This is a genomic window from Micromonospora sp. WMMD737 (assembly GCF_049179055.1).
GTDB lineage: Bacteria > Actinomycetota > Actinomycetes > Mycobacteriales > Micromonosporaceae > Micromonospora > Micromonospora reichwaldensis.
Window position 1 is genome coordinate 1,891,541 of the sequence record NZ_JBMHMH010000001.1, and the last position, 14,835, is coordinate 1,906,375.

Sequence of the window (14,835 nt, forward strand, 5' to 3'; positions counted from 1 at the left end):
ACAGTTGTCCGAGAACCAGCTCCCCCCGTGCCGTGTCGACGAGACCGACTCCGCGGCGCCCGTCGACGACCCGGCCGGGGCGATGTGGCTGCAGCCCGTCGTGACCTTCGGGATCCGCGCGGCGGCCCTCGCCAGCCTGGTCGTGCCCGTGGGCATGGTGATCGGCGGTCTCGTCGGTGACGCCGGCGCGGCGGCGGACGCCGCGCCTCTGACGACCTGCTGCCCCGAGAAGCCGATGTGACGACGGCACGGTAGCCGTTCGGGGGACCGGCGTCGAGAGCACCGCGTTGGGCGAGGCCTGCCTCCTCGGATAGCGTGCGCAGTGTGTACCGCTCCTCGAAGTTCATCGGCAGGGACGCCGAACTGCGCGCGGTGCTGGACAGTCTCGAATCGGCGCGGGCGGGGCGGGGCGGCGCGGTCTTCGTGGTGGGCGAGAGCGGCGTCGGCAAGTCCCGCCTCGCGTCGAGGGTGGCGGAGCTGGCCACCGCGGCGGGCATGCGGGTGATGCGGGGCCGGGGCAGCACGATCGGCACCGCGGTGCCGCTGCGCCCCCTCACCGAGGCGCTGCTGTCGCTGCTGCGGTCCGGGCCGGTCGACCCCACCGTGCTCGGGCCGTACGGCCCGATCCTCGGCCGGCTCGTCCCCGACTGGGGCCGGCCGCCGGCCGACCAGGAGAACGCGTCCCTGGTGATCCTCGCCGAGGCCGTCCTCCGGCTGACCGGCGTGGCCGGCGCGGGGCGGGGTTGCCTGATGCTGCTGGACGACCTCCAGGACGCCGACACGGAGACGTTGACCGTGCTGGAGTACCTGATCGACAACCTCGCCCTGCAACCGACCCTGCTGCTGGGGGCGATCAGGGCGGAGCCCTGCGCGGCGTCGACGATCGCCCGGTCGGCCGCCCAACGTGGTCAGTGCACCCTCATCGAGCTGGGCCGCCTCGACGACGACGCGCTGCGGCAGATGGTCGGCGCCTGCCTCGACGCCGACCCGGAGCGGGTGCCGGCGGCGGCGCACGCCCTCGTCTCGACGGGCAGTGCCGGCAACCCCTTCCTGATCGAGGAACTCGTCGCCGGCATGGTCGACGGCGCGCTGCTGATCGGCGGCCCGGAGGGCTGGCGGCTGTCCGAGGAACTGCCCGCCGCCCTGCCGGGCACCCTGGCGCGGGGCATGGCGCAGGGGGTCGAGCAGCTCGGCCCCCAGGCCCGGGAGCTGCTCTCGATGGGCGCGCTGCTGGGCCAGCGGTTCCCGCTGGCCGTGGTACAGGCGGCCACCGGGCTGAGCGACCACGACGTGCTCGACCACCTGTGCGGCGACGTCGCCGGGCGGCTGGTCACGGTGGACGACCAGCTCACCGACTGGTACGCCTTCCGGCACCGGCTGACCCGGGAGGCGCTGCTCAGTCTCCTCGGCCCCGCCGACCGCGCCCGGCTCGCGCAGCGGATGGCCGACGCGGTGGCGGCGGTCTTCCCCGGCCTGCCGGGCGAATGGTGCCAGGTGTCGGCCACCCTGCACCTGGAGGCCGACAACCCGGAGGCGGCCGGCCGGCTGTTCACCGAGGCGGGCCGGCGGGCGATCGCGCAGGGCGGCGCCACCACCGCGGTCGCCCTGCTGGACCGCGCGATCGGCCTGCTCGGTGAGAACCCGGTGGCCCGGGCCGCCGCCCTCGAAGCCCTGCTGCACGCCCTGGCGGAGGCGGGACTGGTCGAGCGGGCGCTCGCCTCGGTCAGCACCCTCGACCAGATCGGTGGCGTCGATCCGCGCCGGCGCGCACAGCTGCACACCCGGCTGGCCTGGGCCGCGACGGTCGCCGGCCGCTCGGCCGAGGGGCTGGCCCAGGTGGAGCAGGCGCGCGCCCTGCTCGGCCCGGACGCCGCCGCGGAGGACACCGCGCCTGTCGACGTCGTCGCCGCCCACCTGGTGCTGGACACCGCCGGGCAGGACCAGCTCGCCACCGCCGAGGCGCTGGCCCGCCGCGCCGCCACCGTCGCCGAGACCGTCCCCCTGCCGGTGGTGGCCTGCCAGGCCTGGCAGCTGCTCGGCGCGTTGATCCGGCACCGCGATCCGGCGGAGGCGACCCGCTGCCTGGAACGGGCCCTGGCGATCGCCGCGCAGCACCGGCTGCCGATCTGGGAAATCCACGCACTGATCCGGCTCGGCAACGACGACGCGCTGCGCGACGCGCGGCTGGACCGGCTCGAACAGGCCCGGGAGCGGGCCTCCCAGGCCGGCGCGGTGACCGCGCGCCACCAGGCGGAGGCCAGCCTCGCCCTGCACGCGGTGCTGCGGGGCGACTTCGACACCGCGGGCACCCTCGTCCAGCAGGTGCTGGCCGCGACCACCCGGCTGAAGCTGCTGGAGACCACCCAGTACGTGCTGCTGGTCAGCGCCGTGCTCGCGGCGCACCAGGGGCGGCGCCGGGAGATGGAGCACGCGCTGGCCGAGTTCCGCCGGTGGAGCGGCGACCAGGCCCTGCACGCCTCCCGCGTGCACGGGCTGGCCAGGGCCTTCTGCGCGCTGCTGGAGGAGGACCGGCCCCGCGCCCTCGACGAACTGGCCCGCGCGTTCCACGCCGAGGCGCAGAGCCCGACGGTCTTCCACCTCTCCGGCCGGCACGGCCTGCACCTGCTGCTCCAGGTCACGTCCGGCGAGGCCGGCTGGCCGGCGTACGAGGCGGTGCAGGGCGACTCGGCGAGCAGGCTGCGCTGGGACCTGCAGTTCGCCCTCTTCGCGAAGGCGGTGCTGCTCGGGCGGTCCGGTCGGCCGGAGGAGGCGGCGGAGGCCGCGGCGGAGGCGATGCGGGCCGGGGCGCCGTACGCGATGGGCCGGCACCTCGCGTTGCGGCTGGTGTGCGAGTCGGCCCTCGCCGACGGGTGGGGCACGCCGGTGCAGTGGCTGCGCGCCGCCGAGGAGCACTTCCACCGCAGCGACGTGCCGGCCGTGGCCAGCGCCTGCCGGGCCCTGCTGCGCCAGGCGGGCGTACGCATGACGCAGCGCCGCTCCGGCGCGGGCGACATCCCCTCCGGCCTACGGTCGGTGGGCGTGACGGTGCGGGAGTTCGAGGTGCTGCGGCTGCTGGTCGGGCGGCTGAGCAACCGGGAGATCGCCGGTCGGCTGCACCTGTCCCCGCGCACGGTGGAACGGCACGTGTCCAGCCTGCTCGGCAAGACGGGCCTGCCGAACCGGATCGCGCTGAGCGAGTACGCGGCCGAGGTGGAGAGCGGCTGAGCCGGCCACCCCGGCCGCTCGGCGGTCCCCGCACCGACGCGCGACCGCCTGCGGGGCCACCGCCCGGCGCTCCGCGCTGGCAGGATGGCCGGATGGACCTCGACACCGGCGCCGGGCTGCTGCACCGGCTGACGTCCTACGAGCCGAGCCGCGAGTGGGACGTGCCCGTGGACGATCCGCGCGTCCGCCACGACCTCGTCCCGAACGACCCCGGGACCCTGCCGCCGCCCATGAAGGGCTACCCGGACGGCCCGGCCGTCCTCGCCCTGCCGCGCGACCTGCCCGACCCCGGCGTCCCCGCGACGGCCGTGCTGGCCGGCGTCGCGTCCCCCGCGCAGCCCCTCGACGCGGCGCAGCTGGGCCGCGTGCTCTTCCTGGGCGCCGGCGTCGTGCGCACCGCCGAGCGCAACGGCCGTCCCGTCCTCTACCGCGCCGCCGGATCGGCCGGGGCGCGCTTCCCGCTGGAGGTCTACGCGAGCACCCGGGGCGTCGCGGGGGTGCCGGACGGCGTGCACTGGTACGACGCGCGGCGGCACGCGCTCGTCCAGGTGGCTCCCGCCGCGACCGGGGCGGTCACGACGCTTGTGGTCACGGGCGTGCCGTGGCGCACGGGGTGGCGCTACGCCGAGCGGGGCTGGCGACACCTCTACTGGGACGCCGGCACGCTGCTGTCCCAACTGTCGGCGGCCGCCGACAGCGCCGGCCTGTCGCCGCGGCTGCGGTCGCTCTTCCCGGACTCCACCGTGCGCGCGCTCGTCGGCGCGGACGGGGTGCACGAGTACCCGCTGGCCCTGCTGTCGTTCGGCGACGGCGATCCGGCGATCGGGCCCACCGGGCCGGCGCTCCCCGGTGAGCTGCCCCCGGTCGAGCTGCCGCTGTGCACCACCGCCCAGCGCGCGGGCGAGCGGGACGTGCTCGGCGCGCCCTGGCCGTCGGCGGAGCCGCTGGCGGCGTACCCGCCGTCCGACCCGCTCGACGAGGTCGTCCGTCGGCGCGGCTCGCAGCGGCGGATGGACAGGTCCCGCACACTGCCGCGCGCTCTGCTGGAATGGCCCCTGGCCGCGGCCCTGCGCGGCGTGCCGGTGCCGCACTGGGTCGCCGTGCACGGGGTCGACGGGGTGCCGCCCGGCCTCTACCGGTGGCCCGACCTGTCGACGCCGCTGCGCGCCGGCGACCTGCGCGACGAGCTGCTCCGGGTCTGCCTGGACCAGGCGCTCGCCGGCGACGCCGCCTACGTCGTCGTCGCCGCCGCGCCGCTCTCGGCCCTCGACGACCGCGGCTACCGCGACGCCCAGCTCGCCGCCGGGCTCGTCGAGGGCCGGCTGCACCTCGCGGCGTACGCCCTGGGCGCGGGCGCCTCCGGCATGACCTTCCTCGACTCGGCCGTCCCCGGGCTGCTGGGCGAGCCGGACGACCTCGCGGCGCTGCTCTTCACCTGCGTGGGCGTCCCCGAGTACCGCTCGCGCGCGGGCGGGCGGCCGGGCGCCCCGGTCGAGGTCCGCCCGGTCACGCCCCGCCTCGGCGGTGCGTGACACCGCCCCGGTGAGCCAGGCCGTGCGGCTGCCGCCGGACTACCCGATGACCACCACCCGCGCCCACTCCGGTGGTGCGTCCGGCACGTACTCGGGGTCGTCCTCCTTCCACGATCCGGAGTACGTGTGCCGGCGGGGAAACAGCCCGACCACCGTGCGGCAGGGCGGCTGCGCGGCCGGCCAGGGCGTCTGCCCGTCGGTCAGGACCACGACGACGTCCGGACGGGGCCGGGTCCGCAACGCCCGGGCGAAGCCCGTACGCAGGTCCGTCCCGCCCCCGCCCACCAACGGGATCTCCTCGGCGCGGCACAGCGGGTGCACGGTCCGGGCCGCCGCGTCGCAGGACAGCACGCTGACCAGGTCACGCCGGCCGCCCACGGCGCGGGAGATCGCCGCGACCTCGAGCAGCGCGCTGCCCAGTTCGGCGTCGCTGACCGACCCGGAGGTGTCGACGACCACGCAGACCCGGGGTGGCATGCGCCGCAGGCTGGGCAGGACGACGCCGGGGACCCCGGCGGAGCGCCGCGCCGGCCGGCCGTACGTGTAGTCCTCGCCCGCGCCCGCGCCGGAGGCCGCCGAGCGGATCGCCGCCCCCAGCAGGTCCCGCCACGGCTGCGGCGGGTGGAACGCCTCCTCCGCCCACCTCCGCCAGCCTTGCGGGACGTCCCCGGGACGCCCGGTGATGCCCTCCGCCACCCGGAACCGCACCGCGTCGCGCTCCTGCGCGCTGAGGCCCTGCGCGCCGTCCGGCCCCAGGTCCCACTCCCGCTCCGCCCCGTCGGCGCCGCTGCCGCAGTCCAGCCAGACCAGCCCCTGCGTACGCGGCCCGAGCCGGAACTGACGGAGGTAGTCCTCCATCAGCTCCCCCTCCGGCAACCCCAGCAACGCCGGGTCGACGACACCCTCGGGTCGGGTCAGCCCGTCACCGAAGGCATCGTCGTTGATCTCGCAGTCCGCCGCGATGTTCATCCGTAGCCGCTCCCCCGGCCCGGTCAGCCCTCGCTCCCACGCGACCCGGTCGCTGCGCCCGTGGTGGTCGCGCAGCAGGTGCGAGACCTCGTGCACCCACACCCCGGCGAGTTCCTCCACCGGCGTGCGGTCCACGAAGACCGGCGAGACGTAGCATCGCCAGTGCCGGTCCACCGCCATTGTCGGCACCCGGCGCGACTCCACCACGTGCAGGGCGAACAGCGCCGAGGCCAGGTAGGGCCGGACCCGGACGGCGTGCAGCCGGGCGGCGAAGAGCTTCTCCCGGTCCAGGGTCCCCGCTTCCGGGCTCACCGGCCGCTCCCCGCGGCGGCGAGCCGGGCCTGGTCGGCTCGCCGGGACACCGACACCGCCCCGGCGAGCCGTTCGATCGCCGCCGGCACGTCCCAGTCCTCGCGGCGCAGGGCGGCGAGCGTGCTCGCGGGAACGACCACCAGGTCCGGCGGGCCGCTTTCCAGCGCCCGGACCAGCAGCGTCCACGCGGCGTCCCAGCGCCCCCTCTCCGGGCGCCCGCGGACGGCCTCCACCACGCCGTCCAGCACGGTCTGCCGCAGGTCGCCCCGCTCGGGCAGGACCGCAGCCGCCGGGTCGGCCAGCAACGTCTCGGGGTCGGGAAGGTCCATCCGGTCCATGCTGGCGAGCAGTTCCAGCCCCGGGCCGTCGCCCACCGTGCCCCGCACCAGCATCGAGAGCACCTCCCGGGAGGTGCCCGCCGCGGTCGCGAAGGCGATCAGGCGCAGGGTCATCTCCCAGCTCCGGGGCGAGGGCCACGGGCCGCCCCGGCGGGTCTCGTTGCCGGGCAGCCGGTGCACGAGCGCGGGGCGGGCCGACAGCAGCCCGCACACCGCGCGCCGGGCGAAGGTGACGGCCTCCGGCAACCTGTCGGGGCACAGCCGGGGCAGCGCGGTCCGGGGCCAGGTCCCGCCAAGGCCGCGCACCACGACCTCGTGGTCGTGGACCCACTGGAGATGGACGAAGCGGTTGGCCAGGGGCGGGCTCAGCTCCCAGCCGTCGGCCGCCGAGGACCGGGGGTTCGCGGCGGCCACGATCCGGATGCCGGGCGGCAGCCGCAGCGCGCCCACCCGCCGCTCGAGCACGAGGCGGAGCAGGGCGGCCTGGACGGCCGGCGGGGCGGTGGACAGCTCGTCCAGGAACAGCAGCCCGCGGCCGGCGCGGACGAGGCGTACGGCCCAGTCCGGCGGCGCCATCGGGACGCCCTGCGTCGCGGGGTCGTCACCGACGATCGGCAGTCCCGAGAAGTCGGACGGCTCGTGGACACTGGCGACGACGGTCGTCAGCGGCAGGTCCAGCGCCTCGGCGAGCTGTGTCAGGGCAGCGGTCTTGCCGATCCCCGGTTCACCCCACAACAGCACGGGCAGGTCGGCGGCCACGGCCAGGGTCAGTGCCTCCAGCTGCGTGTCGGATCGGGGTTCGGTGGTGGTGTCGCGCAACAGGGAGAGCAGGTCGGCGGCGACGGCGAGCTGCGGGTCGGGGGTCCGGTCGACGGCAAGGGGCATGGTGATCACCTGTGGTTTCTCGTGGTGGGTGCAAGAGCGAGGTGGTGCGGGGCCGGGGCCCTCGGTCAGCGGGCGATTCCGTGGCGCGGACGCGAGCGGCGGTCGCGGGTACGGCGAGGCTCGGCGGCGGCGGGGCCGGGGCCGGTCCCGGCCAGTCCCGCCCGGAACAGCCCGTACGTGACCCGCCGCAGTGCGGCCGTCTCGAGTTCGTTGCGCAGCGCCCCGTCGCGCACCCGCGCGTCGGGTCCGAGCAGGGCCTCGACCACGGCGAGGGCGCCGGCGGTGTCGCCGTGGTCCAGTCGGGCCCGGACCTCGGGGAGGCACTCCGGGTGGCGGTGCGCCTCGTCGATCGCCTGGAGGCAGGGCAGCGGGGTGCCGGTCAACGCGGCCAGAAGTTCCTCCCGGCGCACCTCGGCCGGGTCGTGGTCGAGCGCGACGAGCGTCCCGCCGGCCAGGCCGATCCGGTGCCAGGCTCCCCGGCACCGCACCCGGCGCGGCTGTCCCGCCCGGTCCGTCGTCCGGGGCGCGGTCCCCGCCGGGCGGCCGGGTGCCAGGGCCGACGCGACCAGCGGATGCAGCCGGCCGGCGTCGATCGACCCGCTGCGCAGCAGTTCCAGGTCCGGCGACACCCAGGTCGCGGCGTCGGGCAGCACCGGCGTGGAACCGTGCGTCCCGACGCGGCTTCGCATGGGCGACGACGCGGTCCCCACCTCGGGCGGGCCGGGACCGTCTCCGGCCGCCACCTCCAGCATGAGGTGGCGTCGCGCCCCGACCCGCACCACGACCGGGCCGCCGGCCCGTCCCTCGGCGCGCAGCAGGATGGCTGCCTCGGCGGACCACCTCTGCACCGCCCAGCCCCGCCGTCGCCCGGCCGTCGCCAGCGGTTCCGGTAGGACGGCGCAGGGGTCGTCCTCGGACGGCCGGTCCGCCCCCGACCGGACGCGCAGCTCACCGGTCCGCCGCGCGTCCCACAGGTGGCGGTGCAGGTCGAGACGGAACCGGCGGTCGGGGTGCGGGTGCGGATGGCGACAGGGCCCGGAGCCGGAGCGGGGCCCGTCCCACAGCGCCAGGCTGAACCGCTGACCGGCGTCGGCCCACGCCGGTGGCGTCCGGGCCACGAGGTGCACGGTGTCGGCGGGGCGTCCGCCCCGGTCGTAGCGGGCCAGCGCGATGGTCAGGCCGGGGCGCAGCAGCCCGTCGGGCGCGATCCTCGGCAGATGCCAGCGCAGCAGGTCGGGAGCCAGGTGGCGAAGGTCGGCGCGGAGCCGGTCGGCGAGTTCCCGACCGTGGGTACGGGCCACGGAACGCAGGTCGACATCGGCGTCGACGCGGGCGGCGGCGCACGCCCCGGCCCAGTCCCCGACGGCCCGACGGGCGGTGGCAACCTCGATCATGGACGGCGGCACGGCGAACTCGCGCACGTGCGGCCAGAAGGACGGACGAAGGTCCGGACTCGCGGGTCGGTAGTGCATCAGCACTCACCTTGCGAGAACCGGGCCTCCGATCTGGTGAGAGAGGAAGTCGTCATCGGCGGGGAGCATACCGGTGCGGGCACCGGACCCGCCAGCCTCTATCCCGTCCCGGTCGGGGCCGCCCGCTTCCCGCCCGGCTGCCCGGTGTGGCAGTTCCACCGGAGGCGGCCGACGCACCCGGGTTGAAGGTTTCCGCCACCTCGCCACACCGTCACGGAAGGCATTTACATCGCCGTCCGTCGCGGTGTACGTTACCGCCACCCGCCGATCCTCATCGACATTGGCGAATATTATGAGGGGTGCAGATGACTGCTCGACCCGCCGCGCGACGCAGGCGTGGGCTGCTCAGCGCCATGCTGGCCGCGACCCTGGTCCTGACTGCCGAATCAGCCCTGGCCGCCGCGCCCGTGTCGGCCGCCCCGGAGGGGGCCCCACGGGCGGCCGCCCGGCTGGCCACCGCCTTCGACACCGCCGCCGGCCGGTACGACGTCCCCCGCGACCTGCTCGTCGCCCTCGGCTACGCCGAGACCCGCCTGGACGGGCACGGCGGGGCACCCAGCGCGGCGGGCGGCTACGGCATGATGCACCTGGTCAGCAACCCCAAGCTGCGCACCCTGGACGAGGCGGCCACGCTGACCGGGCTCAGCCGGGCCGCGCTGCGCGCCGACGCCGCCGCGAACATCGCCGGAGCGGCCGCCGTCCTGCGCTCCTACGCCGACCAGGCCGGCCTGAGCGCGGCCGGGCGCGACGACGTCGACGAGTGGTACGCGGCGGTCGCCCGCTACGGCGGCGCGGCCAGCCCGTCGCTCGCCCGCGTCTACGCGGACGCCGTCTACGACCTGCTCCGCGCCGGCTTCGACACCGGCCACGCCGGGGTGGCGAGGGTCCCCGGCCGCCAGGTGGCACCGGATCGGGACCTGCCGGGCGGCACGTCGGACGGGGTCGGCATCCTCAGCACCGACTACGGGCCGGCCGCGTGGGCGCCGGCGAGCACCAGCAACTACACGGTGGCCAGCCGGCCCACCAGCCACTCCGTCAGGTACATCGTCATCCACGTGACGCAGGGCAGCTACGCCGGCTCGATCAGCTGGTTCCAGAACCCGGCCGCCCAGGCCAGCGCGCACTACACGTTCCGCTCCTCCGACGGGGCGGTCACCCAGTCGGTGCGGGAGAAGGACATCGCCTGGCACGCCGGCAACTGGACCTACAACACCCAGTCCATCGGCATCGAGCACGAGGGGTACGTCGACAACGCGGCCTGGTTCACCGACGCGATGTACCGGGCGTCCGCGACGCTGACCCGCAGCCTCGCCAACAAGTACGGCATCCCCAAGACCCGGACGCACATCATCGGTCACCACGAGGTCCCCGGGGCCACCCACACCGACCCGGGCCCGAACTGGAACTGGTCCTACTACATGCAGCTGGTGAACCAGCAGACCGGCGTCGGCTCCGGCACGGTGAACACCGAGGGGGTGAGCCTCAACGTGCGCTCCGGGCCCGGCACCGGCTACGCCGTCGTGGGTTCCGTCGCCGACGGCGCGACCGTCAGCATCTACTGCCAGGCCGTCGGCACGACGGTGACCGGCCCCTACGGCACGAGCAACGTCTGGGACCGGATCGGCACCAACCGCTACGTCTCCGACGCGTACGTCCTGACCGGCCACGACGGCTTCATTCCCGGCGTGCCACGCTGCTGACCACCACGGCCGGTGCCGTCCACCCCGCGAGGGTGGACGGCACCGGCGCGTCACAGCCGCGCGACGACGAGTTGGTGGATCGCGGCGAGCAGCTCCTGGTCGCGTTCCGCATGCGCGGTCACCGTGACGGCGGCCCGCCGCGCGGGACTGACCACCACGTACTGGCCGTAGCTACCGTCCAACCGGTACGTGCCGGCCCGGTCGAGCCACACGCCCAGCCCGTATCCGTGGGTGTACGGCTCGCCGTAGGTGACGGCGCTGGTGTCGACCCGCTCCCCCGTCATCCGCCGCACGTACCGCGCGGGCAGCACCTGCCGGCCGTCCCACCGGCCCTCCTGCAACAGCAGCCGGGCGAACCGCGCGAGTTCCTCCGTACGCAGGAAGAGGTCGCTCTCCGCGAGCGGGTGGCCCAGCGGACACGTGTGCCAGGGCGGGTCGTGCAGGTCCAGCGGCGCGAACAGGCGCGGCAGCAGGAACGAGCGCAGGTCGGCCCCGGTGACCCGGGCGATCACCCGGCCGAGGGCGTACGGACCCGAGCCCGTGTACGCGAAGCGGGTCCCGGGCGCGGCGGCGAGCGGCGCGGCGACGATCTCGTGGAGCAGGTCGGCGGCGGTGATCCGCTCGTCGGCGAACCAGCGGTGGCTGGTGCCGCTGGTCATGGTCAGCAACTGCCGGAGCGTGACGGCACCGAGCCCGTCGGCGGCGATCGGCCGCAGCTCGGGCAGGTGGTCCAGGAGGCGGTCGTCGAGGCTCAGCCGCCCCTCCGCCTCGGCCAGCCCCACGGCCACGGACGTGAACGTCTTGGCGACGGCGTACACGTTCACCCGGTCGTCGGACCGGAAGCGGTGCGCCACAGGCGGGCGGCCCTCGCGGTGGACGTGGATTCCGTACGTGCCCAGGGCACGGTCGCGGTCCGCCCGCACGAAGTCGTCGAGGAGTGCGGCGCTCACGGGCGGACGATACGCGAGACGGCGGGCCGCCGGCGTGTCCCCGTTTCCGCCGCCCCGCTCAGGGTACGGGCCAGGACGCCTGCTCAACACCGTTCTCGTGGAGGAACTCGCCAGATGGATGCCAGCAAGCCAGCCAAGGCGGTCAAGGACGTGGTGGAGGCCGCAGCCGGGAAGGTGGCCGACGCGCTGACCCCGGACGTGCCCGGCGCGCCGGGTAGCGCCCCGCCGACCGTCGAGGAGCCGACGACGCCACACGATCCGCTGCCGCCCAAGGAGGAACAGGGCGCCCCGGAGACCCGTACGCCGACCGGCGCGGCGACCGGCGCGCCGACGACGGCGAACGGTCAGCAGGGCGCCTTCCTCACGACGTCGCAGGGGGCGCGCCTGCGTGACACGGACCACTCACTGAAGGCCGGGCCGCGCGGTCCGGTCCTGCTCCAGGACCACCACCTGCGCGAGAAGATCACCCACTTCGACCACGAGCGCATTCCCGAGCGCGTCGTGCACGCGCGTGGGGCCGGCGCGCACGGCGTCTTCGAGGCCTATGGCACGGCCGAGGGTGTGACGAAGGCCGGTTTCCTGGCGAAGGGCAGGTCGACCAACGTCTTCGTGCGGTTCTCCACCGTCCTCGGTTCGCGCGGCTCGGCCGACACGGTCCGCGACACCCGCGGCTTCGCCACCAAGTTCTACACCGACGAGGGCACCTTCGACCTGGTCGCCAACAACATGCCGGTCTTCTTCATCCAGGACGCCATCAAGTTCCCCGACATCATCCACGCCGGCAAGCCGCACCCCGACCGGGAGATCCCGCAGGCGCAGAGCGCGCACGACACCTTCTGGGACTTCGTCTCCCTGCACACCGAGGCGCAGCACCACACCATGTGGAACATGTCCGACCGGGGCATCCCGCGCTCGTACCGGATGATGGAGGGCTTCGGCGTCCACACGTTCCGGCTCGTCAACGCCGCCGGCGAGACGGCGCTGGTCAAGTTCCACTGGAAGCCCAAGCTGGGCGTGCACTCCCTGACCTGGGAGGAGGCGCAGCTGCTCGGCGGCGTGGACCCGGACTTCCACCGCCGGGACCTCTACGACGCCATCGAGGCCGGCGCCTTCCCCGAGTGGGAGCTGGGCCTCCAGGTCTTCCCCGACACTCCCGAGGAGACCTTCGCCGGGATCGACCTGCTCGATCCGACGAAGATCGTGCCGGAGGAACTGGCGCCGGTGCAGCCGGTCGGGAAGCTGACGCTCAACCGGACGCCGACGAACTTCTTCGCCGAGACCGAGCAGGTCGCCTTCCACGTCGGCCACCTGCCGCCGGGCATCGACGTCACGAACGACCCGCTGTTGCAGGGCCGGCTGTTCTCGTACGTCGACACGCAGCTCACGCGGCTGGGCGGGCCGAACTTCTCGCAGATCCCGATCAACCGCCCGCATGCCCCGGTCAACGACATGCTGCGCGACGGCTTCCACCAGCAGGCCGTGCACGCCGGGGTCGCACCGTACCGGCCGAACTCGCTCGACGGCGGCAACCCCTTCCCGGCCGGGGACGCCGACGGCGCGTTCGTCGACGTGCCGGTGACGGTGACGCAGGCGCCCAAGGTACGCGCCAACCCGGTCTCGTTCGACGACCACTACAGCCAGGTCCGCCTGTTCTGGCTGAGCATGTCGCCGGTCGAGAAGGAGCACATCGTCCGCGCCTACACCTTCGAGCTGGGCAAGTGCTACCACCAGGCGATCCGGGAGCGCCAGCTCCAGTGCCTCGCCAACATCGACCCCGTGCTGTGCGCGGAGGTCGCCACCGGGCTGGGCCTGCCCGCGCCGGAGCCGACCGTGCCGCTCGTCGACCCCGCCCCCAGCCCCGTGCTGTCGCAGGTGGGCAGGCAGTGGCCGGCCGACGGCCGTACCGTGGGCATCGTCGTCGACCCCGCCGCCGGGCTCGACGACGTCGACGAGGTGCGCCGGGCGGTCCTCGCCGCCGGCATGGTGCCGCTCCTCGTCGCCCCGCACGGCGGCCTGGTGGACGGCCTGCCCGTGCAGCGGACCTTCGCCACCGGCCGCTCCGTCGAGTTCGACGTGCTCCTGCTGGCCGGGGCGCCGGCGCCCGCGCCGGACGCGTCGCCGGCGCGCGACGCCAAGGCCGGCGCGGCGGACTCCGCCGCCGTGGATCCGCGGGTGCTGCTGCTGGTCGACGAGTGCTGGCGGCACGCCAAGGCGATCGGCGCGTGGGGCGCCGGCGTCGACGTGCTGCGGCGGGCAGGGGTCGCCGGCACGCCCGGCGTCGTCACGGGCGGCTCCGGCGCCGAGGTCCTCACCGCCGTGCAGCAGCTGATGGCCGCCCACCGGGTGTGGGAGAGGTTCCCCGCCTCGGTCGCCTGACGCGCTCGTCGGTCGACGAGGGCCGTCCCCCCGCAGCACCGGGAGGACGGCCCTCGTCGCGTCCGGTCCGCGCCCCACCGCCGCCCGTCCGGCGGGCGCGGCGGGGCTGGCGCGGTCAGTCCCACCTGTCCTGGTTGAGGAAGCGGGCGAAGCCGCGCCACGAGTTGGGGCCCATGACCCCGTCGATCGGGCCGGTGTAGCCGTGGCCGGAGGCGAGGCGCTGCACGGCACGCCAGGTGTTCGGGCCGGGCTGGCCGTCGATCGGCCCGGTGTAGCCGTAGGCCCGCATGGCCCGCTGGAGGGCGGCGTAGGTGTTCGGCCCGGGCACGCCGTCGATCGGGCCGGTGTATCCGGCGGTGAGCCGCAGCCAGTTCTGCATGCGCTGGTAGAAGATGACGCCGGGGACGCCGTCCTGCTCGGTGGAGGTCTTGGGCAGTCGCCCGGGTACGGGGTTCTGCCCGATGTAGGCCAGCGGGTCGATGCGTACGCCCGCCGGGTTGATCATGTGCCAGTGCACGTGCGGCCCGGTGGACGAGCCCGAGCCCGGCGCTCCGGCCGCGCCGCCGGAGAGGCCGACGACGGTGCCGCTGGCGACGGCCGCGCCGTTGCCGAGCAGGAACTGCGACAGGTGCATGTACTGGCTGCGGTACCCGTCGGCGTGGTGGATGGTGACGGTGTGCCCGCCCGTGCCGTTGTACGGGATGTTCTGGACGGTGCCGGCGCCGCAGGCGGGCAGGCGGGTGCCGACCGGCATGCCGAAGTCGACGCCGCCGAGCGAACCCCGGTTCAGGTGCTCCTGCCAGGTGCCGGTGACGGGATACCCGGAGAAGGGGTGGTGGATGGCGGGGGCGGCGTACGCGCGGCCCGGCACGGCCAACCCGGCCAGGGCGCCCGCGCCGAGGGCGGCGCCGAGCAGCACCGCGCGGCGGTCGACACCGGCGACCGCCGGCCCGTCGCCACAGCACGCGGCTGGGTCGAGGTGGTCCATCGCGTGCTCCCTGCGGGTCGGTGCGCCGGTCGAGCCTGTGACACTACATAGCCGCAGATAAATCTGTCGACCGCCCGCTGCGCCACGA

Annotated in this window: 10 protein-coding genes; 5 read left to right on the plus strand and 5 right to left on the minus strand. The window is 75.3% G+C overall.

Features of this window, described 5'->3' with window-relative positions; genetic code table 11:
• The first annotated feature begins 4 nt into the window (after window positions 1-4).
• The 3 genes from ACN27A_RS07410 to ACN27A_RS07420 all read left to right on the plus strand — a co-directional run bounded on the left by ACN27A_RS07410 (window position 5) and on the right by ACN27A_RS07420 (window position 4,757).
• Window positions 5-241, plus strand: a complete 237-nt coding sequence (locus tag ACN27A_RS07410; RefSeq protein ID WP_132240737.1) for a hypothetical protein — start codon at window positions 5-7, stop codon at window positions 239-241.
• Between the two features lie 83 nt (window positions 242-324).
• Window positions 325-3,225 carry an ATP-binding protein gene (locus ACN27A_RS07415; protein ID WP_421450644.1) on the plus strand — a complete coding sequence of 967 codons (2,901 nt, stop codon included), beginning with the start codon at window positions 325-327 and terminating at the stop codon, window positions 3,223-3,225.
• A 92-nt stretch (window positions 3,226-3,317) separates the two neighbouring features.
• Window positions 3,318-4,757, plus strand: a complete 1,440-nt coding sequence (locus ACN27A_RS07420) for a hypothetical protein (protein WP_421450646.1) — start codon at window positions 3,318-3,320, stop codon at window positions 4,755-4,757.
• Window positions 4,758-4,796: 39 nt separating this feature from the next.
• On the opposite strand, the gene ACN27A_RS07425 is transcribed toward ACN27A_RS07420, so the two are convergent.
• The 3 genes from ACN27A_RS07425 to ACN27A_RS07435 all read right to left on the minus strand — a co-directional run bounded on the left by ACN27A_RS07425 (window position 4,797) and on the right by ACN27A_RS07435 (window position 8,733).
• Window positions 4,797-6,038, minus strand: coding sequence for a DUF2201 family putative metallopeptidase (locus ACN27A_RS07425; RefSeq protein WP_421450648.1), 1,242 nt, complete (start codon window positions 6,036-6,038; stop codon window positions 4,797-4,799).
• On the minus strand, window positions 6,035-7,261 hold the full coding sequence (locus ACN27A_RS07430; RefSeq protein WP_421450650.1) for an AAA family ATPase: 1,227 nt from the start codon (window positions 7,259-7,261) through the stop codon (window positions 6,035-6,037). Before ACN27A_RS07430 ends, ACN27A_RS07425 begins: the two co-directional genes overlap by 4 nt.
• 65 nt (window positions 7,262-7,326) lie before the next feature.
• Complete coding sequence (locus tag ACN27A_RS07435) at window positions 7,327-8,733, minus strand: hypothetical protein (protein WP_421450652.1); 1,407 nt, start codon at window positions 8,731-8,733, stop codon at window positions 7,327-7,329.
• A gap of 305 nt (window positions 8,734-9,038) precedes the next feature.
• Between ACN27A_RS07435 and ACN27A_RS07440 the strand changes: the two genes are divergently transcribed.
• Complete coding sequence (locus tag ACN27A_RS07440; RefSeq protein WP_421450654.1) at window positions 9,039-10,433, plus strand: N-acetylmuramoyl-L-alanine amidase; 1,395 nt, start codon at window positions 9,039-9,041, stop codon at window positions 10,431-10,433.
• A 50-nt stretch (window positions 10,434-10,483) separates the two neighbouring features.
• On the opposite strand, the gene ACN27A_RS07445 is transcribed toward ACN27A_RS07440, so the two are convergent.
• Entirely contained in the window at window positions 10,484-11,383 is a 900-nt protein-coding gene (locus ACN27A_RS07445; protein ID WP_421450656.1) for a serine hydrolase domain-containing protein, read from the minus strand.
• A 114-nt stretch (window positions 11,384-11,497) separates the two neighbouring features.
• Here ACN27A_RS07445 and ACN27A_RS07450 point away from each other — a divergent pair, with 114 nt between their 5' ends.
• Complete coding sequence (locus tag ACN27A_RS07450; RefSeq protein ID WP_421450659.1) at window positions 11,498-13,759, plus strand: catalase; 2,262 nt, start codon at window positions 11,498-11,500, stop codon at window positions 13,757-13,759.
• Between the two features lie 115 nt (window positions 13,760-13,874).
• Here the strand turns inward: ACN27A_RS07450 and ACN27A_RS07455 are convergent, their stop codons facing one another.
• Entirely contained in the window at window positions 13,875-14,747 is an 873-nt protein-coding gene (locus ACN27A_RS07455; protein WP_421450661.1) for a peptidoglycan DD-metalloendopeptidase family protein, read from the minus strand.
• Between the last annotated feature and the right edge of the window lie 88 nt (window positions 14,748-14,835).